Here is a 19,200-nt window from a genome sequence, read left to right as displayed (position 1 = left end):
CCCCCCCTGTTCCCAGGGGTCGATCCAGTCCGACGCGGCCCCCCGTGGACAGGGTGATCGCAGGGGAGGACGCGCCGCCATTCCGGGGCGCCGCAGGCGAGCCCGGACCCGAAGGGGCAGCGGCGTGCGATCCAGGGTCCAGGGTCGCCGCCCGTCGATGGTCCTGCACCACCTGTGTGTCTGGATCCCGAGCGGCGCGGCCCCGGGATGACGGGGGGTGCAAGCGGGTTTCCGGCACGACGAACCCCCGCCGGGACAATCGCCGACGGAGCCCCCGGGAGCGATGACGGACCCCAACGGCCTCCGGGGCGGCGGGCCTATGGGGGCGGCCCCCCGCTTTCTTGAGGTCGCGCGGCGCTGCGTGTAGGTCGGGGACAGGCTCGACCCGGTTCGGACGGCCGCCAGGGACCCCATGCGCGTCTTCCTCACCGGCACCGCCGGCTTCATCGGCGACCCGTTCGCACGGCGCCTCCGCGACGCGGACCACGCGGTCGCGGGCTTGGCTGGCCTCCGCGACGATGACGACGTCGCCCTGGCGCGGGCGCGCCGCGCCGGCCGCGTCGGCGCACCCGGCGCGATCGCGGCGCTGCGGAGGCCTGTGGGGCGTCACCGTCTGTTCGCCTCCAACGGCCTGTTCGCCTGCACCGGCCCGGCCCAGGGCGGCCCAGCGCCCGGCCGGTCCCGCGAGACCGACCCCGTCGTGAGGCCGCGGACCCGCGACGCCGCCGCTGGCGGGGCCTGAATGCCCTCACCCGTCCCTCCGCATCCGCTCCGGCCGGCTGCGCCGCGATGCCTTCACAACCCACGAGCCCGATGACCCCCAGACCCCTCCTACCGCGGCACCGCCCCCGCTCCGGTCCGGCCCGCAGCCTGCCGGGGCGCCGGCCATGATGGCCCTGCGCTCCACCGCCCTGGCGGCGGCCGGACTCCTCGCCTTCCTGCTGTTCTGGGAAGCGATGCCGCGCCTCGGCCTGATCAACCCGGCCTTCCTGCCGCCGCCGAGTACGATCCCGGCCGCCTTCCTGAACGAGGTGCGCCTCGGCGTCTGGGGCGAGGCGGTGCTGTCGAGCTTGAGCCACTACGTGACCGGCCTCGCCGTCGGCGCGGGGGCGGGTATCGCCCTCGGCCTCCTCAGCGGCATGTTCCGCTGGTTCGAAGCCGCCACCGCCTGGATCGTGCGCCTGCTGCGTCCGATTCCCGGCCTGGCCTGGGTGCCGTTCGCCATCATCTGGTTCGGCGTCCAGCCGGAGGCCGCCGTCTTCATCATCGCCATCGGCGTGTTCTGGATCGTCTTCTTCGCGACGCAGGGGGCGGTGCGCGGCGTCGACCGCGACCTCGTCGAGGTGGCGCAGGCCTTCGGCTTCGGCTCGCCCTGGTCCCGGCTCACCAAGATCCTGCTCCCGGCCGCGACACCGGGCATCCTCGTCGGCCTGCGCACGGCGCTGGGCCAGGCCTGGATGGCGGTGGTGGCCGCCGAGATCTTCGGCGTGCCCGGCGTCGGCGCCCGGATGATGCAGGCCTCCAGCCTGCTCTCCACCGACATCGTCGTCGTCTACATGCTCACCATGGCCGCCCTCTACGGCCTGTTCGACACGGCCTTCGTCGCCCTCCAGGGGTGGCTCCTACGGTGGCGCGCCTGAGATGCCCGAATCGATCACGCCTGAACCGATCATTTCCATCGCGGGCCTGAGCCTCGCCTACGCGCGCGCCGGCACCCGGACCGTCATCCTGGAGGACCTCGACCTCGACGTGGCCCGCGGCGAGTTCCTCGTCATCGTCGGCGAATCCGGGGTCGGCAAGTCCACCGTCCTGCGCGTGCTGATCGGCCTGGCCAAGCCGAGCTCGGGCACCGTGCGCCTCCGCGCCCGCCCCGACTGCCGCACGCCGATGGCCCTGGTCTTCCAGGATGCGCGGCTGCTGCCCTGGCGGCGGGTCGTCGCCAACGTCGCCTTCGGGCTCGAGGGCAGCGGCCTGTCCAAGGCCGAGCGCCTGGCCAAGGCGCAGGCGATGCTCGACCTCGTGGGCCTCGGCGACCTCGGCCAGCGCTGGCCGCACCAGCTCTCCGGCGGCCAGCGCCAGCGCGTCGCCATCGCCCGGGCGCTGGCCGTCGACCCGGACGTGCTCCTCATGGACGAGCCGTTCTCGGCGCTCGACAGCTTCACCCGCGAGGGCCTTCAGGACGAATTGCAGCGCATCCAGGCGGCGACGGGCAAGACCATCCTGTTCGTGACCCACGACATCGACGAGGCCGTGACCCTTGCCGACCGGGTCGTCGTGCTCGCCGGCAGCCCCGGCCGGCTGGCGGCCGAGATGCCCGTGACGGTGCCCCGGCCCCGCCGCCGCCGCGACGCCGCCCTGCAGGAGGCCGCCCGGCAATTGCGGATGGAGCTGTCGAACCGCTCGGCGGAGCTCTGAGGCGAAGGGTTACGGCCAGGAGCCTGGAAAGAAGCCCCGGGGCGGGATGCGAAAAGGGTCGCGGGCCCGGCCGTTGCCATCGCTCGCCCGGCGCTCTACCCCCCTGGGAGACACCCGTTCGCTTCGAGGACCAGGCCGATGCGCCGCCGCACCCGCTCGCTGATCGGCACGATCGTGATGCTGGCCTTCATCATCATCTACGCGCCGCTGGCCATGGCGCTGGCCGACAGCCGGATCTCCGAGACCCCGGCGGCCGTGCAGGCGGTGCTCTACGCCCTGCTGGGCATCGCCTGGATCTTCCCGCTGATGCCGCTCATCAGCTGGATGGGCAAGAACGACGCCGGGGATCGGGGCTGAGGGTGCCGGAACCGGGGAGAACCTCCGGACCGGCAAGAAAACGGCGGCCGGCGTCGGGTTTTCGCCGCACTCGGGCGCCAGACACGCGCCGTGTCATTCGTTAAAAGGCCGTCGTCCCGCTCAATGCCACGCCTGTGCACGCCCTCGCTTCTGCTCGGCCTCGCGATCCTGTCGGCCCTCCCCCTCCTGGCGGTGCGTCCCGCGCAGGCGCAGGGGGCGCCCCGCTCGGTCTCCGACTGCGAGCGCCTGAAGAACGACCTCGCCTACAACCAGTGCCTCGCCCTGTTCGGCCCGGCCGCCAGGAACGTCGCCGGCGGCGTCTCCGCCGGCGCCGCCTCGGCCGAGGTCGCCAACGCGCTGGCGGCGATCCCCCAGAGCATCGCCGCGAGCGCCGCGGCGACGGGGGCGGCGATCGCTTCCATCGGCCATCGCACGCGGCGCGGCCGCCATGCCCGCCACGGCCGCCAGAGCGTCAGCTTCGCCATCGCGGGCGGCGAGAGCCGCGCCTCTCGCCGACACCGCCGCCGGCGCTGAGGGCTTCAGGCGACGTTGAGCCGGCGGCCCCGGTTCCAGGCCAGGAACGGCACCCCCGAGAGCAGGGCCGAGAGCGCGGCCTCCGTCTGGTGGTGCCCGTTCACCGAGACCCGCGGCAGCGCGTGCAGGTGGTCCGCATGGGCGGCGAAGAGGTGGCCCGGCCGGGTCGTGACCGCCGTGGCGAAGCCGAGGTCCCGGGCGAGGGTGAAATCGCGCGGGCCGGCTGAGGTCGGATCGCCCACCGGGTAGGACAGGTGCGTGACCGGGCGGCCGAGTTCGGCCGCGATCCGCGCCCGCCCCTCCGCGATCTCCCGGCGTGCGACGGCCTCGCCGTGCTTGGCCAGCATCGGGTGGCTGATCGTGTGGGCGCCGAAGGTGACGAGGGGGTCGCGAGCGAGATCCCGCAGCTCGGACCAGGACAGGCAGAGCCCGCCGGCCATGCGCCCCGGCGCCAGGCCGGCCTCGGCGCAGAGGGCGGCGATACCCGCAAGGAGCCGCGCCTCCGGGCCCGACCGCAGCCGGCGATAGACGGCCGCGAAGGCGGCGGATTTCTCGTGGGCGTCGCGGGCCGGCAGGTCGAGGCCCGCCTCCGGCACCCGGACCCGGTCCAGGCGGCGGATCGCCTCTTCCAGTTCGAGCCACCACAGGCGCCCCTGTCCGCTCGCGAAGTCGCTGGTGACGAACAGCGTCCAGGGCGCCCCGTGCCGCCGCAGGATCGGGGCCGCGTGTTCGGCATTGTCGCGATAGCCGTCGTCGAAGGTGAGCACGACGAAGGGGCGTCCGCCCGCGGCGAGGCGCTCCGGCAGGGCGTCGAGGCCGAGGATTTCGAATCCCCGCCGGCGCACCAGCGCCAGGGTCCGGTCGAGGAAATCCGGGGTGATGGCCAGGAGCCCGTTGGGGTCGTAGGGCCCCGGACGCCCGGGGCGGACGTGGTGGAAGGTCAGGATCAGCCCGCGCCCGCGCGCCACCGGCCCGAGCCAAAGGTCCGCCCGGCTCGCTGCGATGGCCCGGAAGCCGGCGGCGAACAGGCGGTGGCGTCGGCTCAAGGGGGGCGCCGGGGCGGCAGGGGGCTGCGTCGCGGACGTCTGGGTCGCGGGGGTCTCAGGAGCGGACATGGTGAATCCGTTTCGGCCTCGCCCCAGGGGACCACGCCAACCGGCAAGGTTTCGTTACCCACGCGCGCAGACAGCGGGAGCGTGGCGCCCCGGCGTCACCGCCGGGTTAAGGGCTGCGGGGCCAGGGTCGGCCCAGACGTCCGGCGGATCCCGATCCGCCGGTCACCCAGGATGATGGCAAGGATGATGGCATGGCCGTTCTCGCCCATGAACTGACCGGAGCCGGAGCGATGCGGGCACGGGTGCGGCCCCGCCTCGCCGCGGAGGTCTTCCACGATCTGGCCGCCGCCGAGGCCCTGTGGCGCGCCCTGGAGGCCGATCCGGCCGTGCTGGCCACGCCCTACCAGCGCTTCGACTGGGTCGCGGCCTTCGCCCGGACCGCGCCGGGCGCGGACCTGCGGATCGTGGTCCTGCGCGATGCGGCAGGCCGTCCCCGCGTGCTCCTCCCCCTCGTGGTCGCCCGCGAGGGCGGGGCGACCGTGGCCCGGGTGGTGGGCGCGAAGCACGCCAACTACCACATGCCGCTCTTCGCCTCGCGCGAGGCGGCGGCGATGCCCCCGGAGGACCTCGCCGAGGCCCTGCACCGGCTCGGCCGGGAGGCCGGGATCGACGTCTTCGCCCTCTCGCACCAGCCCCGCTTCTGGGACGGCGCGGCCAATCCCCTGCATCACCGGGCCGAGCCGGCCCCGAGCGACGGCTACGGGCTGATCCTCGGCCCCGATCCGGACGCGACGCTGAAGCGCGTCTTCAGCAGCGACGCCCGCAAGAAGCTCCGCGCCAAGGAGCGCAAGCTGGTGGAGGCCTTCGGGCCCGTGGCCTGCCGGCGCGCCGAGACCCCCGAGGAGACCGAGGCTTTTCTCGCCGCGTTCTACGCCCAGAAGGCCGCGCGCTTCGCCGCCATGGGTCTCGCCGACCCCTATGCCGATCCGGCGGTGCGCGACTTCCTCGCCCGGGCGGCCTCCCCGGCGGGCGGGTCGGTCCTCGAGGTGACGGCCCTCGTCGCCACCGAGACCGGCCGCATCTTCGCGGTCTTCGCCGGGGCGGTCGACGCCCAGCGCTACAGCGGCATGTTCACCGCCTTCGACGCCGACCCGGCCGTGAGCCGGTCGAGCCCCGGCGACATCCTGCTGCACCACCTCATCGGCGACCAGACGGCCCGGGGCCGCCGGACCTTCGACCTCGGCGTGGGCGAGGCCCGCTACAAGAGCAGCATCTGCGACGAGACCATCGAACTGGGCGAGGTCGCCCTGCCGGTGACCCTGCGCGGCCAGGCCTTCGCCCTCCGGACCGTCGCGGCCGCCCGCCTCAAGCGGCGCATCAAGCGCGACCCGCGCCTGATGGCCCTGGTGACGCGCCTGCGCCGGCGCCGGGCGGCGGCGGAGTAGCGGGGTCCCGCCGGACGCGCGGCACCGCCCCTCGCGGATGCGGGGGGCGGTGCCGGCGGGACGGACGCCCGGGTGGGCCGGCTCAGGCGGCCGAGAGGCGCAGGGGCATCGCCTCGTCGGCGAAGGCGGGCGCCTCGGGGGCCAGGGCCGCGGCGGCGTGGTCCTGGGCCACCAGGATCTGGGCGGCGCCGGAGGCCTCGGCCAGGGCGTAGAGGTCGAGGAGGTCGGCATCCTCGGGGTCGCGGTCCGAGGCGACGATCGCCGTATCCATGAGGCTGCCCGCCACCGCCAGAATCTCGCGGGCGGTGCGGGCCTGCGGCGTGCCGAGGCGGCACACCACCCAGTCATAGGCCTGGGCCAGGGCGTCGAGGGTGATCGCCAGGGCCTGCGGCTCCTCGGCCAGGATGGCCGCGTCCACGAAGCCCCGCGGGATCGCATGCAGGCGCGAGCCGGGGATCGACTGGATCACGTCGAGGAAGGCGGCCTCGCCCGCCACCAGGTCGGTGAGGCCCACCTCGTCCGCACCGCAGGCGGGGCCGTTGAGATCGAGCACCACGACGCTCGCGCCGGCCGCGAGGCTGCTGCCGAGGCTGACGGCAAGGCCCGCCTCCAGCCGCCTGGCCGGCACGGCCTCGATCACCAGGACCGCGCGGCCCGCGCCGGACCGGGCCGGGCCCGCGCCGGTGCGCAGGCGGGCGATGAGCGGGTCGAGGGCGTAGGCGCCCGCGTCGGCGGGGGCCGGGACGGAGGTCCGGGCGGAGGTCGCGGCGGCCTCGGCCGCCTCGGTCCATGCCGGGGCGAGGGTCGGCCGGGCAGGCGCCGCCTCGGCCGTCGGGGCCGCGCCTTCGGCCACCGGCGGGGCCGCCCCGGAGCCGCCGGCCTGCGCCGTGGCGGCGGCACCCGGCCGCGCGAGGGCGAGGGAGGCTTCGGGGAAGGCGAAGGGCTGGCGGCCATAGGCGGGGCGCTCGGCCTCCCCCTCGGAGTCCGCCTCGTGCCGCCGGCGGCGGCCCGGGCCGTCGGGGTCGCCGAGGAGATGGTGGGCGATCACGCCGCCCATGGAGAACAGCAGGCCGAGCACCGCCGCCAGGAGGACGATCGGCAGCTTCTTGGGGAAGGACGGCGTCTCCGGCGTGATGGCGCGCGAGACCACGCGGGCATCGGCCGGGGCTGCGCTCTCGGCGTCGCGGGCCGAGGCCTCGCGGTAGCGGGCGAGGTAGGATTCGAGCTGCTCGCGCTGGGCCTTGGCCTCGCGCTCCAGGGCCCGCAGCTGGACCTCGCTGGAATTGCCCTTCGAGACCACGTCGCGCTGGGCGTCGACGGCGGCGTTCAGGCTCTCGACCCGGGCCTCGGCGATGCGGGCATCGTTCTCCAGGGTGCGGACCACGCGCTCGGCCGTGGCCTTGATCTGGGCGTCGAGGTCGGAGATCTGCGCGGTCAGTTCCTTGATGCGCGGGTGGGCGGACAGGAGGGTCCGGGATTCCAGGGCGAGCTGGTTGCGCAGGGTGATGCGCTGCTCGACGGTGCGTCGGATGATCTCGTTGTTGGCGACATCCGGGATCTCGAAGGCGCGGCCGTCCTTGATCATCTCCTTGATCAGCTTGGCGCGTCCGGCGAGGTCGGCCTTGGCGGTGCGGGCCTGGGAGAGCTGGGTCGAGAGCTCGCCGAGCTGCTGGGCGCCGAGGGGCTGGCCGCCGGCCCCCCCGGTGGCGATCAGGCCATGGCTCGCGCGATAGGTCTCGACCTTGGCCTCGGCCTCGGCCACGCGGGTGCGCAGGGTCTCGATGTTGCCGCCGAGCCAGGTCGAGGCGTAGCGGGCGGTGTCGGTCTTGGCCGCGTCGAGGGAGGCGATGTAGAGCTCGGCGATGGTATTGGCCGCCTGGGCCGCGAGGTGCGGGTCCTTCGAGCGGAACTCCACCGTGAGGATGCGCGACTTGCCGGCCGGGTAGACGGTCAGGCGGTCGAAGTAGGTCTCCAGCATCCGCTCCTCGGGCGGACGCTCCATCGGGTTCTTGGCCAGCCCGATCATCATCAGGGCGCGCTGGAGCGGGCCGAAGCCGGCGACGCCGGGGTCGAACTCCGCATTGCCGGCGAGCGACAGCCGGCGGATCGCCTCGCGGGCGAGATCGCGCGACATCACCACCTGCACCTGGCTCGCCACCGCCTGCTCGTCGATGGGCTGGGGCTGCTCGCCGCGCTCCTGGGCGGTGCGGGTGTAGGGCGTGTCGCGGCTCTCCAGCAGGATCTTCGCCTCGCCGGTGTAGCGCGGCGAGACCACCTGCACGAAGGCGATGGCGCCGATGGTGGCCAGGGCGGTCGGGATGACGATCCAGCGCCAGGACCGGCGCAGAACGCCTGCGAGCTGCGACAGCCCCAGGCCCTCGCTTCCGGCGGGGGACGCATCGCGCGTGGGCTCGAACAGCGAAGAGCGGGGCATGGCTCGATCTTTACGCAAGGCAAGGGCGTCGACCGCGGAGCGGCCGGCTTTCCACGACTAGACCGGTTTAAGGTTGACCGGACGTTAAGAACCGCGCGTTTCCTGCACCCCGAAGCGGGACGTCAGTGTTCGTTAACCATATCGGCTTAGGGCTGGGTTCGAATTCTCCTCACGACGGCAGTAGTGATGAACCGGCGATCACTCCTCTTAGCTCTCACGTCGAGCCTGGCGCTCGGCGGCTGCCTGCGCCCGGATTTCCGGACCGATCAGCTCGATGCGACGGGCACCGGCTCCATCGGTGCCCGCTACACCCTCTCCGCCGGGGACCGCCTCCGGGTCATCGTCTTCGGCCAGGACAACCTCTCGAACATCTACGCGGTCGACGGGGCCGGTAACATCGCCATGCCCCTCATCGGTCTCGTGAAGGTCGGCGGCCAGCCCACCAGCCAGGCGGCACGGACCATCGAGGCCAAGCTCTCGGCCGGATTCGTCCGCGAGCCCCACGTCACCGTGGAGGTGGACGCCTACCGGCCGTTCTACATCCTCGGCGAAGTCACGACCTCGGGTCAGTATCCCTACGTCAACGGCATGGCCGTGGAGACCGCGGTGGCGATCGCCGCCGGCTTCGGGCCCCGCGCCGCCCGCGACTACGCGGTTCTCACCCGCGAGGGCCGGGACGGCCTCGTCTCCGGCATCGTGCCGATGACTTACCCGGTGCGCCCCGGTGACACCATCGTGATCAAGGAGCGCTTCTTCTAGGAGCCCCTCGTCCCGGCCGCGGCCGGATGCGGACGATGCCCTCGCGGCGGTTAGGACTCGCCTAACTGAACCGAGAACTATTCCGCTGGTCCGGGCCTTCGCCCGACGCGGCGCGGGTCCCGCCTTAACGGTCCACGCACCGGTCGTGCGCCAAGGTCTCGCGACGGACGAGCGGCCCGGCCGCTCGCGCTACGGTGCGTGGAGCAGCTGTCGTGAACGCGTTCCCCCTCGGTTCGACCGGTGCCAGCGACCCGGGCGCGGCGCTCAGCGCCGCCTCGGGCGGCCTCCCCGCCCAGCGCATCCTGCACGTGTTCCGCGCGCCCGTGGGCGGCCTGTTCCGCCACGTGGTCGATCTCGCCCGCCTGCAGGCCTCGGCGGGCCATCAGGTCGGCATCGTCTGCGACGCCTCCACCGGCGGCGAGCGCGCCGCCCAGGCCCTGGCCGAGCTCGCGCCCAGCCTCGCCCTCGGCATCACCCGCCTGCCGATGCGGCGCAACCCGCATCCCTCCGACCTCGCGGCGCTCCGCACCATCGCCCGGCGCGCCGCGGCGGTGGGGGCCACCGTCCTGCACGGGCACGGGGCCAAGGGCGGCGTCTACGCCCGCCTGGCCGTGGTGCCCGGCCCCGCGCCGATCCGCGCCTACACGCCCCACGGGGGCAGCTACAATTACAAGCCCGGCACCCTGCGCCATCGGTTCTACATGGGCCTCGAGCGCCTGATGGGCCTGCGCACCGACGTGTTCCTGTTCGAGAGCGAGTACGTCGCCGGGCGGCACCGGGCCCATGCGGGGGACCCGCGCCGCATCACCCGCATCGTCCACAACGGGATCAGCGAGGCCGAATTCGCCCCGATCGTGCCCGCCGCGGACCGGGTCGACCTCGTCTATATCGGCGAGTTGCGCGACGCCAAGGGCGTGCCCTTCCTCCTCGACGCCCTCCTGCGCCTACGCGCCGCGGGCCGTCCCCTACGGCTGCTGATGGTGGGCTCCGGCCCCGATTCCGCCATCCTGTCCGACCGCGTGGTGGCGATGGGCCTCGGCGAGGCGGTGTCCTTCGAGCCGCCGCAGGCGATCCGCCCGGTGCTGGCCCGGGGGCGGCTCATGGTGGTGCCCTCGCTCGCCGAATCCCTCCCCTACGTGGTGCTGGAGGCGGCCGCCGCCTGCCAGCCCCTCGTCGCCACCAATGTCGGGGGCATCCCGGAAATCTTCGGGGCCGCGGCCTCCGACCTGGTGCCGCCCCGCGACGGGCAGGCCCTGGCCCAGGCCATCGCGCGGGTCCTCGACGAGGATCCCGAGGCCTCCCGGCAGCGCTTCGAGACCCTGGCGGCCTCGGTCCGGGCCCGCTTCTCCATGACCCGCATGGGCTCCGACGTGCTCTCCGGCTACGCCGCGGCCCTGCGCGCCCGGATGCCCGGTGCGGGCCACGCCGTCGCGCCCACGGCCCCGTGACGCCCGCCCTTCCGTCCCGATCCGACCCGCAACCCCGCTCCCCGTTTCCAAGACGCGTGCCCGAGCCCGGAAGTCAGCCATGAGCGCCTTCGATGTCCGTGACCTGCTGGATGCCGCGGGCCGCTTCGGACCCCAGTCCGAGGGGGGGGCGGCCACGGCGCTGCCGCCCGCCGAGGCGCGGATGCGCCCGGCCGCCCCGAAGCTGCTGTCGCCGGTGGTGCTGGCCGGCTGCGTCCGGATCGCGGAGTTCGCCCTCGTGGCGATTCTCGGGATCGTGATCCAGCGCCTGCAGCTCGCCGGGATCGTGCCGCTGTCGCCCCGCTACCTCGCCGCCACCCTCGGCCTCGCCGCCCTGGCCGTCTGCCTGCTCCAGGCCGTGGGGGCCTACCGCATGGCGGCCTTCCGCACCCTGCGCGGCTCCGCGCTGCGGCTGGTGGGCGCCTGGTCGCTGGCCTTCCTCCTGGCGGCCACCGCCATGGTGTTCGCCAAGATCGCCGACCACTATTCCCGGGTCTGGATGGCCAGCGTCTTCGTCGCCGGCCTCGCCGCCCTCCTGACCGGCCGCCTCGCCCTGGCGCGGTTCATCACGGCCCGGAAGCAGCGCGGCCATTTCGACCGCCGCACCGCCATCGTCGGCGGCGGCCCCGTCGCCGAGGACCTGATCCGCGCCCTCGACGCGGAAGCGGAGTCCGGCGTGCGCATCGTCGGCGTGTTCGACGACCGCGGCGACATGCGCTCCGACACGGTGGTGGCCGGCTACCCGAAGCTCGGCACCGTGAGCGACCTCGTCGCCTATGCCCGCACCACGCGCCTCGACCTGATCATCTTCACGATCCCGATCGCCGCCGAGGACCGCATCCTGCAGATGCTGGCCAAGCTCTGGGTCCTGCCGATCGACATCCGGCTCTCGGCCCAGGCCTCGAAGTTGCGCCTGCGCCCGCGGGCCTATTCCTATCTCGGCGCGGTGCCGGTGCTCGACATCTTCGACAAGCCGATGGCCGACTGGGACATCGTCGCCAAGAGCATCTTCGACCGGGTGGTCGGCTGCGCGATGCTGGTGGTCCTGGCGCCCGTGATGCTGGCGGTCGCCCTGGCGGTGCGCCTCGGTTCGCCCGGGCCGGTGCTGTTCCGGCAGAAGCGCTACGGCTTCAACAACGAGCTGATCGAGGTCTACAAGTTCCGCTCGATGTACGTGAACCAGAGCGATGCCGGCGCGGCCCGGCTGGTCACGCGGGACGACCCGCGCGTGACCCCGGTGGGCCGGTTCATCCGCAAGACCTCGCTCGACGAACTGCCGCAGCTGTTCAACGTCATCAAGGGCGAGCTCTCCCTCGTCGGTCCCCGGCCGCACGCCCTCCAGGCCAAGGCCGCCAACACCCTCTACGACCAGGTGGTGGACGGCTACTTCGCCCGCCACAAGGTCAAGCCCGGCATCACCGGCTGGGCCCAGGTCAACGGCTGGCGCGGCGAGACCGACACCAGCGACAAGATCCAGAAGCGCGTCGAGCACGACCTGCACTACATCGAGAACTGGTCGATCCTGTTCGACGTGAAGATCATGCTGGCGACCCCGGTCTCGCTGTTCCGGACCCGGAACGCGTACTGAATCGACGGGCCCGCCGCCCCCGGAACGCGACAAGGGCCGCCCCCCGGGAGGGGGCGGCCCTTGTGCCGTTCGCGGGATCGAGGCGGCGAGGGCCTACGGCAGGGCGCCGGCCTTCTTCTTGGCCTCGGTCATCGTGTCCTCGCAGCCCTTCATGTCACCGGCCTTGTCCTGGGCACGCGCCTTCTTGATCAGGTCGCGGGCCTCGGAGACGCCACCGGCGCTGGCCGTGGTGGACGGGTCGGTCGGCTTTCCCTTGGGGGCGTGATCGAGGGCCTTGTCCGAGTGCGAGGAGGTCGGGCCGCCGGGCGGCTCCTTGCCCGTGACCTGCTCGGCGCCGGCGCTGTCGAGGCGGCGCTCGATCGTGGCGATCTGCTCCGAGCAGGACGAGGCGACGGCGGGTCCGGCCGCGCCGAGCAGGATGAGGGCGGCGGGCAGGACGGTGGTGATCCGCATGGATGGGCTCTCCGGGTGGGTCGGCCGCCCCGCGGGCAGCCTTACTTCATCAGGGTCGCCAGAGAGACGCCTGCGGGCGACGAGAGTTCCTTCGCGTCGATGGTCCCCTCGGCATCCGGGTCTGCGGCTTTGAAGCGCGCCGCCACCACGGCGAGGTATTCCTTCTTGTCGAGGGTGCCGTCGCTGTCCGGGTCGGCGGCCTTCAGCTCGGCGGGGGTCAGGAGGCCGTTCAGCTCCTTGGCGTCGAGGGTGCCGTCCTTGTCGGGGTCGAGCATGTCGAACTTCTTGGAGGCGGCGGCCTGCGCCTCGGCGAGGTCGATGGTGCCGTCCTTATCCGGATCGAAGGCCGAGACGTCGGCCGCGAAGGCAGGAGCGGCGCCAAGCAGGACGGCGATGAGGGTGACGGCGGACAGGCGGGACGACATCTCTGAATACTCCGAAGATCATCGGGAAGAACTTTCAGGTACTTCCCTGAGAAGGACATGACCGGAGCGAGTCGGCCCGAGTCATGGCGAGTCGAGTCAACGACTCAACTTGCCATCTGGTAGAAGAATCGGGAGAATCCGGCAACCCCTGTGGGGATGTTTTGAACTCTTGCCTGGGTCGAAGCGGCAAAATCGCTGGATCGTGAGGTCAGGGTGGGGTTTCAGGGGTGAGTTCGGACGGACCAAAAACGAACGGCGCAGCCGCGAGGCTGCGCCGTTCGTCTTGTCAGGCGGAAGATCTGCATTCGGGCCCGGCCTGGTCTTGCCGGGGCGCCGTGCGCAGCGAGCGCGCGGTTCGGGGGAGGCCCCCGAACCGACGCGTCGGTCTACCAGGTCACCCGGACGCCGCCATAGGCCGAGAGCGGCTGCACCAGGGTCGTGGTGCGCGGATCGTTGATCACGAAGTTGCCCGCGACCGCGCCGGTCTCGGCGAAGGTGCCGAAATTGGCGTAGCGGTTGTTGAACAGGTTGGTGACCAGGGCGAAGACCTGCACGTTCTGGGTGACCTGGATGCTCGTGTTCAGGTTGGCGGTGAAGTAGGGCGGCAGCTTGCGGTTGATGTTCGACTCGTCGCCCCGGTAGTAGGACGAGGAGAAGGCCGACAGGTTCATGCCGAAGGTCCAGATCGGGGTGATCAGGTAGTTGAACCCGGCCTTGAACTGGTGGTTCGGGATCAGCGGCACGTTGTTGCCGCGGCGCACGTTGATCAGGCCGTCATCCGCCAACGGGTTGTTGGGCGAGGACAGTTCGCCCTCGAACTGGAAGGTGGCGTCGATGAGCGCGTAGTTGCCGTAGAGGCTCAGGCGCTCGCCGACATACTCGCCCGAGACCTCGATGCCCTGGCGCTGGGTGGCCGGCACGTTAACGAAATAGCCGCGGGCGGCGTTGCCCGGCACCGCGACCTGCAGGATGTCGTTGCGCAGGTCCGTGCGGAAGGCGCCGATCTTGTAGTTGAACAGGCCGTTCTCGTAGAAGTTCGGCACGGTGCCGCGGAAACCAACCTCGTAGGTCTGGCCGGTGACCTGCTTGAGCGGCGGATCGGCCACGAGCGAGTTCGGCAGCAGGCAGGGCCGGTCGGGATTGGCGCAGGCGAGCTCGAGGGGCGTCGGGGCGCGGTTCGACTCGGAGTAGCCGCCGTAGAGGTTCAGCCAGGGGAAGAACCGGTAGGTGGCGCCCACGACCGGGTTCACCTTGGTGAAGTAGTGCGTGCCCGTCACGTCCGGGGAGAAGCCGGTCTGGTCCTGGGTCGAGATCCGGGCGAAGTTGAGCCGGGCGCCGGCGGTGAGCGACAGGGCGTCGGTGACGTCGAAGGTGTCGAGGGCGTAGAGGCCCATGTAGAGGTTCGAGCCGGTGACGTTGCTGGGCGCGATGCCGAGGGCCGCCGCCGTGCGGATCGCCTCGGTGCCGAGGCCCGGGATGGTGCCGTAGTTCGGGTTCAGCGGATCGGTGGTGACGCTGAGATCCGGGTTGATCACGCCGAGCGTGCTCGAGGACTTGTAGGAGTAGTTGGCCGCATCGATGCTGCCGCCGACCACGAAGGTGTTGTTGTGGCCGAAGACCTGGTCGCGGTTGGTGGCCTGCAGCGTTCCGCCGTAGCCGACCGCCTCGGTGCGGATGGTGTCGAGGGTGCCGTAGGGGACGCCCGTGGTGAACGGGATGCGCTGGCCCTGGCGCCCGACGATCGTGAACTGGTCGCGAAAGGCCCGGTCGCTCAGGGCGCCGCGCTCGAAGCCGTCATCCTCGAAGCAGAGGAAGCCGCGGTTGCTGGAGCGGGTGCTGCACTGCTCGAAATTGCCGTCGTTGCCGTCGATCACGAACTGGCTCAGGCGGCGCACGTAGGCGTTGCCCTGGAGGTCCCAGGTCGGCGAGACCACGACCTTGCCGGTGACCTGGATCTGGCCCTGCTCGGTGGAGATCGTCTGGGGCGAGGTGAAGATCGCCCGCTCGTTGACGTGGGTGAAGTCCACCGGCGTGGCGGCAGCGGCGCCGAAGAAGGTCTTGGCGCCCGAGGCGATGATGTGGAACTCGGAATCCAGGGTCTTGTGGCCGAGATCGGCGTAGACGCGGCCGATCTCCGAGGGCGACCGGAAGCGCCAGCCGCCGTCGCGCAGGCCCTCGCCGGCGAAGTAGAAGCTCCAGGGTCCGATGACCTCGCCGTATTGCAGGGAGCCGCTGATGCGCCCGTCGGAGCCGCCGCTGACGGTGACCTCCTTGCCCTGCCAGGTGAAGCCGTTCTTCATCTCGATGTTGACGGCGCCGCCCAGGGCGTTGAGGCCGAAGACGGGGTTGCCGGTGACGATGTCGATCCGGTTGATCGCCACCGAGGGGATCAGATCCCAGTTCACCACGTCGCCGAAGGCTTCGTTGATGCGCACGCCGTTCTGGTAGACGGCGAGGCCCTGCGGGGCGCCCTGCAGCGGCGAGGCGTCGAAGCCCCGATAGGTCAGGGTCTGGCGGAAGCTGTTGCCCTGCCCGTCCGACAGGTTCACGCCCGGCGTCTTGCGCGCGAGGGTGAAGGTCGGGTCGAGGGTCGCCCGGTCCTGGGCGAAGTCGGCCGCCGTGACGGTCTCGACCGTGTTGGGGATCCTGTAGAGCGAGACGCCGCCGCCGCCGCCCGTGGCGCTCACCGGCGTGGTCGCCACCACGTCGAGTTCGCTCAGCGTCACCGCCTGCTGCCCACCCGCCGGCGCGACGCCCTGGGCGCAGACCGCGCCCGGGATCAGTGCCACCGACAGCAACAGGCTGCCGCGCAAGGTCCGCTTCATCATCCCCAGCCCCTCGGTCGTCTTGGTGTCCCTGCCCCTTGTCCGGGGCTTCGGTCACACCTTTGAGAGGATCCAGGATGAAGAACAATCGTGCGGCGGGCCGTTTCCGTGGATTTGCGACGCCAAAGCTTGCTTGGCCGTCCGGCGTGGCGTCGCGGACACAATTTCGGGCCTGATTTCAAGGCCTTAAGGACGTTTCAGCAAGGCGCCCGGGATAAACTGGCAATAGTGACCGCAAGGGCGCGGGCCGGGGCCGGCCCCCTGCCCTCAAAGGCGCGCCTGGATTCGCCGGGCGATCTCGCCGAGGCGCTGTTCCAGCAGGGTCGGGACCTCGCAGACATAGGTCAGGGACTGGCTGCGCTCCTGGAAGATGCGCCGGTCCCAGGTGAACTTGGTCTCCAGCTCGGAGGCGTCCTTGGGGATGTCGCGGGCGTCCTGGGCGCTCGGACCGTCCTTGGTGGCGCTGATCTGATCGGCCTCGTCGCGGATGCGCTCGGCCATGCGGCGCTGCCCCTGGGCGTAGCGGCCGATGCCCGAGATCACCTTGTTGCGCTCGCCGTTGATGACCTCGAACACGCCGGCGAAGACGCGGGTCAGGCGCTTGTCCTTCTCGGGGCCGACCTTGGCGGCGAAGGCGTCGAGGAGCGGGTCGACCTCGTCGAGGGCGGTGCGCCGCGAGGCGATCTTCTGGGCGAGCGCCGCCGCTTCGAAATCGTCACCCCAGGCGCCGGCGGCGTCGAGGTCCGGCCCGGTCCAGACCGTACCGGGGCTGAGGGTCGAGACCTTGCGCTGGACGCAGGGCCAGTCGGGATCGCCCTTGGGCTGCGCCAGGGCCGTTCCGGCCCCGAGGGCGAGGGCGGCGAGGCTCATCAGGGTACGGGCGGACATCGTGCGAACGGTCATTAGGAATTGTCTCCGGCCGGGCCGCCGCGCCGGGCCATGATGCCACGGCCGGGATCGTAGGCCACGACGGCGAGGGTGAAGAAGGCGAGGGTGGTGCCCACGACCACCGCGCAGGCGACCGGCTCGAACTGCCCGTAGAGGGCGAAGCGCACGAGCTGCACGGCGTGGGAGAAGGGGTTTGCCTGACAGATCCAGTACAGGGTCTCGGAGGATTCGCGGATGCGCCAGAGCGGGTAGAGTGCCGAGGAGGCGAAGAACATCGGGAAGATCACGAAGTTCATCACGCTGGCGAAGTTCTCCAGCTGCTTGACCATGGAGGAGAGCAGCAGGCCGATGGCGCCGAGCATCAGTCCCGAGGCGATGAAGGCCGGCAGCGCCGCCACATAGCCGATGGCCGGGATGTCGAGCTCCCAGAACCACGCGATGGCCAGGAAGGCGTAGGCCTGCACCACCGAGACGGTGACGCCGGCGATCAGCTTGGCCAGCAGCAGCAGCCAGCGCGGATAGGGGCTGGTGAGCAGCACCTTCATCGAGCCGACCTCGCGGTCGTAGACCATCGAGAGGGAGGATTGCATGCCGTTGAAGAGCTGGATCATCACGGCGAGGCCCGGCACCACGTAGACCTCGTAGAGCACGTAGGTCTGGTAGGGCGGCTCGATCGAGACGCCGAGCGTGTTGCGAAAGCCCGCCGCGAAGATGAACAGCCAGACCAGGGGGCGCACGAGCGCCGAGAAGAAGCGCTCCTTCTGGTTGAAGAAGCGCAGCAGCTCGCGCCGCACGATGCCGCCGAGGCAGATCAGGTAGCCGACCGCGTCGAGGCGCCCGAGATGGGGCACGGGCGTCTCGGCCTGTGCCGAGACGGCCGGATGGGGGGGCGTGCGCTCGATCGTGCTCATGCGGCCTGCCGGGCGGGTTCGGCGACGAGGCGGCGGAAGGCCGCCTCCAGGGTCTCGTCGCCCCGGGCGATGGAGCCGGCGGTGCCGCGCGCCACGATGCGGCCCTTGTGCAGCACCACCGCGTCGTCGCCCGCGTCGATCTCCTCGAAGATGTGGGTGGCCCAGAGCACCGACAATCCCTCCTCGCGCACCAGGGCGCGCACGATGGCGACGATGTCGGCGCGCGATTCGAGATCGAGGCCGACGGTGGGCTCGTCGAGGAGCAGCAGCCGGGGCTCGTGCACCAGGGAGCGGGCGATCTCGATGCGGCGGGACTGGCCGCCGGACAGGGTGCGGACCTTGTCGTCCCGCCTGTCGCGCAGCCCGACGCGGGCGAGCAGGCTCTCGATCCGCGCCTTGGCGGCCTTGCGGGTGATGCCGTGCAGGCTGGCGTGGTAGAGCAGGTTCTGCGCGACCGTGAGGTCGGTGTCGAGGGTACGGGCCTGGAACACCACGCCGAGGCGGGCCAGCGCCCGGCTCGGCTCCCGGTCGAGGGCATGGCCCAGGATCGAGACCCGGCCGTCCTGGTTCGCGTAGAGCCGGGTGATCACCGAGAACAGGGTGGTCTTGCCCGCCCCGTTCGGCCCGAGCAGGGCGGTGAAGTGCCCGCGGGGCACGCTGAGGGAGACGTCGGACAGGGCCGCCCGCGTTCCGAAGCGGTGGCTGACATGGGCGACCTCGAGGGCGGGGCTTGCGCTCACGGCTTCAAGGCCCGCCGGGCGTCGCCGACCGCGTCGAGGCACTCGTCGAACTCGCCCTCCCCCAACTCGCGCTCGGCCACCCGCAGGGCCTTGTTGAGCTTGGGCTGGGCCGCCTCCGGGGCGGGCTTGGCGAGTTCGGCCTTGATCATCGCGATGCCCTCCACACAGGCGGCCTTGTCGTCCGCGTGGGCGGCGACGCTCCCGAGGACGAGGAGGACGGAGAAGGCAAGAACCGGGGGCGCGCGCATCAACAGGGGTCCTACTTCACGATGAACTTGCCGGTCATGCCCTTGGATTCGAGGCCATGGACCGACCAGGGATACTCCCCGGGCCGGATGGCCACGAACTCGATCGCGATCTCGCCCGGATCGTCGAATTCGAAGTGGTCCGGCGGGCCGCTGCCGTGGATCTCCAGGTGCTGGATGACGATCTGGTTGAACCAGATGTTGCGGAAGAACTCGGTGGCGTAGAACTTGTACTCCTGCCGGCCCTTGGCGACGATCCGCAGGCGGTAGGCCTTGCCGGATTCAAGCTCGATCTCCTTGTTCTCAACGACGAAGTCGTTGCCCTCCTCGGTGCCGAGGACGAGATCGGGCAGGTTCTGGCGCTTCTTCGTCAGGTCGAGGGCCCCGGCCGGACCGGTGGCGAGACACGCCGCCAGGGCGAGGGCGGCAAGCTGCATCGTTCGCGTCATTCGTTGTCCTCCCGTTGGCCGCCCGAGGGCGGTGCCGCCTTGGAGCGGTCGTCGTTTTCGATCTCACGGAGCTCTCCGCCCCCCTGTGGGGAGGCGTTGGAGGTGGGGCTGGGTGACCCTCAGGCCCCCGGGGCCAGCGGCACCACCCGCACTCCCAACCTCTCCCCACAAGGGGGAGAGGGACGCGTCCAGCTGCCGGAAACGCGGATGA

19 protein-coding genes are annotated in these 19,200 nt (G+C 71.7%); 9 read left to right on the top strand and 10 right to left on the bottom strand.

What is annotated here, in order from left to right:
- The first annotated feature begins 412 nt into the window (after positions 1–412).
- The 5 genes from ASF20_RS03150 to ASF20_RS03130 all read left to right on the top strand — a co-directional run bounded on the left by ASF20_RS03150 (position 413) and on the right by ASF20_RS03130 (position 3,306).
- Positions 413–742, top strand: a complete 330-nt coding sequence (locus ASF20_RS03150) for a hypothetical protein (RefSeq protein WP_056270668.1) — start codon at positions 413–415, stop codon at positions 740–742.
- Between the two features lie 145 nt (positions 743–887).
- The gene (locus tag ASF20_RS03145; RefSeq protein ID WP_056220386.1) at positions 888–1,640 is read left to right on the top strand and encodes an ABC transporter permease; all 753 of its coding nucleotides are present in this window, start codon (positions 888–890) and stop codon (positions 1,638–1,640) included.
- 1 nt (position 1,641) lies between these two features.
- A complete protein-coding gene (locus ASF20_RS03140; RefSeq protein ID WP_056220383.1) occupies positions 1,642–2,415 on the top strand; it encodes an ABC transporter ATP-binding protein in 774 nt (257 codons plus the stop codon).
- 138 nt (positions 2,416–2,553) lie between these two features.
- A complete protein-coding gene (locus tag ASF20_RS03135; RefSeq protein ID WP_056220380.1) occupies positions 2,554–2,772 on the top strand; it encodes a DUF2842 domain-containing protein in 219 nt (72 codons plus the stop codon).
- A 123-nt stretch (positions 2,773–2,895) separates the two neighbouring features.
- Positions 2,896–3,306 carry a hypothetical protein gene (locus ASF20_RS03130; protein WP_056220377.1) on the top strand — a complete coding sequence of 137 codons (411 nt, stop codon included), beginning with the start codon at positions 2,896–2,898 and terminating at the stop codon, positions 3,304–3,306.
- A 5-nt stretch (positions 3,307–3,311) separates the two neighbouring features.
- On the opposite strand, the gene ASF20_RS03125 is transcribed toward ASF20_RS03130, so the two are convergent.
- A complete protein-coding gene (locus tag ASF20_RS03125; protein WP_082501143.1) occupies positions 3,312–4,421 on the bottom strand; it encodes a polysaccharide deacetylase family protein in 1,110 nt (369 codons plus the stop codon).
- A gap of 230 nt (positions 4,422–4,651) precedes the next feature.
- Here ASF20_RS03125 and ASF20_RS03120 point away from each other — a divergent pair, with 230 nt between their 5' ends.
- Complete coding sequence (locus ASF20_RS03120; protein WP_244472523.1) at positions 4,652–5,806, top strand: GNAT family N-acetyltransferase; 1,155 nt, start codon at positions 4,652–4,654, stop codon at positions 5,804–5,806.
- An 82-nt stretch (positions 5,807–5,888) separates the two neighbouring features.
- Here the strand turns inward: ASF20_RS03120 and ASF20_RS03115 are convergent, their stop codons facing one another.
- Positions 5,889–8,240 (bottom strand): exopolysaccharide transport family protein, encoded by a 2,352-nt coding sequence (locus ASF20_RS03115; RefSeq protein ID WP_056270663.1) that lies wholly within the window; start codon positions 8,238–8,240, stop codon positions 5,889–5,891.
- Positions 8,241–8,426: 186 nt separating this feature from the next.
- Between ASF20_RS03115 and ASF20_RS03110 the strand changes: the two genes are divergently transcribed.
- The 3 genes from ASF20_RS03110 (at position 8,427) to ASF20_RS03100 (ending at position 12,053) form a co-directional block, all read left to right on the top strand.
- Positions 8,427–8,999 (top strand): polysaccharide biosynthesis/export family protein, encoded by a 573-nt coding sequence (locus tag ASF20_RS03110; protein WP_056220364.1) that lies wholly within the window; start codon positions 8,427–8,429, stop codon positions 8,997–8,999.
- 299 nt (positions 9,000–9,298) lie between these two features.
- Positions 9,299–10,447 (top strand): glycosyltransferase, encoded by a 1,149-nt coding sequence (locus ASF20_RS03105; protein ID WP_244472522.1) that lies wholly within the window; start codon positions 9,299–9,301, stop codon positions 10,445–10,447.
- 79 nt (positions 10,448–10,526) lie between these two features.
- Positions 10,527–12,053 carry an undecaprenyl-phosphate glucose phosphotransferase gene (locus tag ASF20_RS03100; protein WP_056220358.1) on the top strand — a complete coding sequence of 509 codons (1,527 nt, stop codon included), beginning with the start codon at positions 10,527–10,529 and terminating at the stop codon, positions 12,051–12,053.
- A 93-nt stretch (positions 12,054–12,146) separates the two neighbouring features.
- Here ASF20_RS03100 and ASF20_RS03095 read toward each other — a convergent pair whose 3' ends face one another.
- From ASF20_RS03095 to ASF20_RS03060, 8 genes are all read right to left on the bottom strand, one after another.
- Positions 12,147–12,506 carry a hypothetical protein gene (locus tag ASF20_RS03095; protein WP_056270660.1) on the bottom strand — a complete coding sequence of 120 codons (360 nt, stop codon included), beginning with the start codon at positions 12,504–12,506 and terminating at the stop codon, positions 12,147–12,149.
- 41 nt (positions 12,507–12,547) lie between these two features.
- Positions 12,548–12,931, bottom strand: coding sequence for a calcium-binding protein (locus ASF20_RS03090; RefSeq protein WP_056220352.1), 384 nt, complete (start codon positions 12,929–12,931; stop codon positions 12,548–12,550).
- 386 nt (positions 12,932–13,317) lie between these two features.
- Positions 13,318–15,759 carry a TonB-dependent receptor gene (locus tag ASF20_RS03085; RefSeq protein ID WP_056220349.1) on the bottom strand — a complete coding sequence of 814 codons (2,442 nt, stop codon included), beginning with the start codon at positions 15,757–15,759 and terminating at the stop codon, positions 13,318–13,320.
- 264 nt (positions 15,760–16,023) lie between these two features.
- Complete coding sequence (locus ASF20_RS03080; protein ID WP_244476310.1) at positions 16,024–16,644, bottom strand: hypothetical protein; 621 nt, start codon at positions 16,642–16,644, stop codon at positions 16,024–16,026.
- Between the two features lie 14 nt (positions 16,645–16,658).
- Complete coding sequence (locus ASF20_RS03075) at positions 16,659–17,555, bottom strand: ABC transporter permease (protein ID WP_056270653.1); 897 nt, start codon at positions 17,553–17,555, stop codon at positions 16,659–16,661.
- Positions 17,552–18,295 (bottom strand): ABC transporter ATP-binding protein, encoded by a 744-nt coding sequence (locus tag ASF20_RS03070; protein WP_056270651.1) that lies wholly within the window; start codon positions 18,293–18,295, stop codon positions 17,552–17,554. Before ASF20_RS03070 ends, ASF20_RS03075 begins: the two co-directional genes overlap by 4 nt.
- Positions 18,292–18,543, bottom strand: a complete 252-nt coding sequence (locus ASF20_RS03065) for a hypothetical protein (RefSeq protein ID WP_056270649.1) — start codon at positions 18,541–18,543, stop codon at positions 18,292–18,294. Before ASF20_RS03065 ends, ASF20_RS03070 begins: the two co-directional genes overlap by 4 nt.
- A gap of 11 nt (positions 18,544–18,554) precedes the next feature.
- Positions 18,555–18,989: a hypothetical protein gene (locus ASF20_RS03060; RefSeq protein ID WP_056270646.1), complete on the bottom strand. Its 435-nt coding sequence runs from the start codon at positions 18,987–18,989 to the stop codon at positions 18,555–18,557.
- Between the last annotated feature and the right edge of the window lie 211 nt (positions 18,990–19,200).

The organism is Methylobacterium sp. Leaf88, from assembly GCF_001422795.1.
Taxonomy (GTDB): domain Bacteria; phylum Pseudomonadota; class Alphaproteobacteria; order Rhizobiales; family Beijerinckiaceae; genus Methylobacterium.
Note: the sequence above shows the minus strand (reverse complement) of the source record. Positions and strands in the feature narration are given on the sequence as shown.

Excerpts from the sequence above, each read along its gene's own strand:
- ASF20_RS03150 (WP_056270668.1), top strand. The coding sequence starts at position 413 with ATGCGCGTCTTCCTCACCGGCACCGCCGGCTTCATCGGCGACCCGTTC.
- ASF20_RS03145 (WP_056220386.1), top strand. The coding sequence starts at position 888 with ATGATGGCCCTGCGCTCCACCGCCCTGGCGGCGGCCGGACTCCTCGCC.
- ASF20_RS03140 (WP_056220383.1), top strand. The coding sequence starts at position 1,642 with ATGCCCGAATCGATCACGCCTGAACCGATCATTTCCATCGCGGGCCTG.
- ASF20_RS03135 (WP_056220380.1), top strand. The coding sequence starts at position 2,554 with ATGCGCCGCCGCACCCGCTCGCTGATCGGCACGATCGTGATGCTGGCC.
- ASF20_RS03130 (WP_056220377.1), top strand. The coding sequence starts at position 2,896 with ATGCCACGCCTGTGCACGCCCTCGCTTCTGCTCGGCCTCGCGATCCTG.
- ASF20_RS03125 (WP_082501143.1), bottom strand. The coding sequence starts at position 4,421 with ATGTCCGCTCCTGAGACCCCCGCGACCCAGACGTCCGCGACGCAGCCC.
- ASF20_RS03120 (WP_244472523.1), top strand. The coding sequence starts at position 4,652 with ATGCGGGCACGGGTGCGGCCCCGCCTCGCCGCGGAGGTCTTCCACGAT.
- ASF20_RS03115 (WP_056270663.1), bottom strand. The coding sequence starts at position 8,240 with ATGCCCCGCTCTTCGCTGTTCGAGCCCACGCGCGATGCGTCCCCCGCC.
- ASF20_RS03110 (WP_056220364.1), top strand. The coding sequence starts at position 8,427 with ATGAACCGGCGATCACTCCTCTTAGCTCTCACGTCGAGCCTGGCGCTC.
- ASF20_RS03100 (WP_056220358.1), top strand. The coding sequence starts at position 10,527 with ATGAGCGCCTTCGATGTCCGTGACCTGCTGGATGCCGCGGGCCGCTTC.
- ASF20_RS03095 (WP_056270660.1), bottom strand. The coding sequence starts at position 12,506 with ATGCGGATCACCACCGTCCTGCCCGCCGCCCTCATCCTGCTCGGCGCG.
- ASF20_RS03090 (WP_056220352.1), bottom strand. The coding sequence starts at position 12,931 with ATGTCGTCCCGCCTGTCCGCCGTCACCCTCATCGCCGTCCTGCTTGGC.
- ASF20_RS03085 (WP_056220349.1), bottom strand. The coding sequence starts at position 15,759 with ATGATGAAGCGGACCTTGCGCGGCAGCCTGTTGCTGTCGGTGGCACTG.
- ASF20_RS03080 (WP_244476310.1), bottom strand. The coding sequence starts at position 16,644 with ATGTCCGCCCGTACCCTGATGAGCCTCGCCGCCCTCGCCCTCGGGGCC.
- ASF20_RS03075 (WP_056270653.1), bottom strand. The coding sequence starts at position 17,555 with ATGAGCACGATCGAGCGCACGCCCCCCCATCCGGCCGTCTCGGCACAG.
- ASF20_RS03065 (WP_056270649.1), bottom strand. The coding sequence starts at position 18,543 with ATGCGCGCGCCCCCGGTTCTTGCCTTCTCCGTCCTCCTCGTCCTCGGG.
- ASF20_RS03060 (WP_056270646.1), bottom strand. The coding sequence starts at position 18,989 with ATGACGCGAACGATGCAGCTTGCCGCCCTCGCCCTGGCGGCGTGTCTC.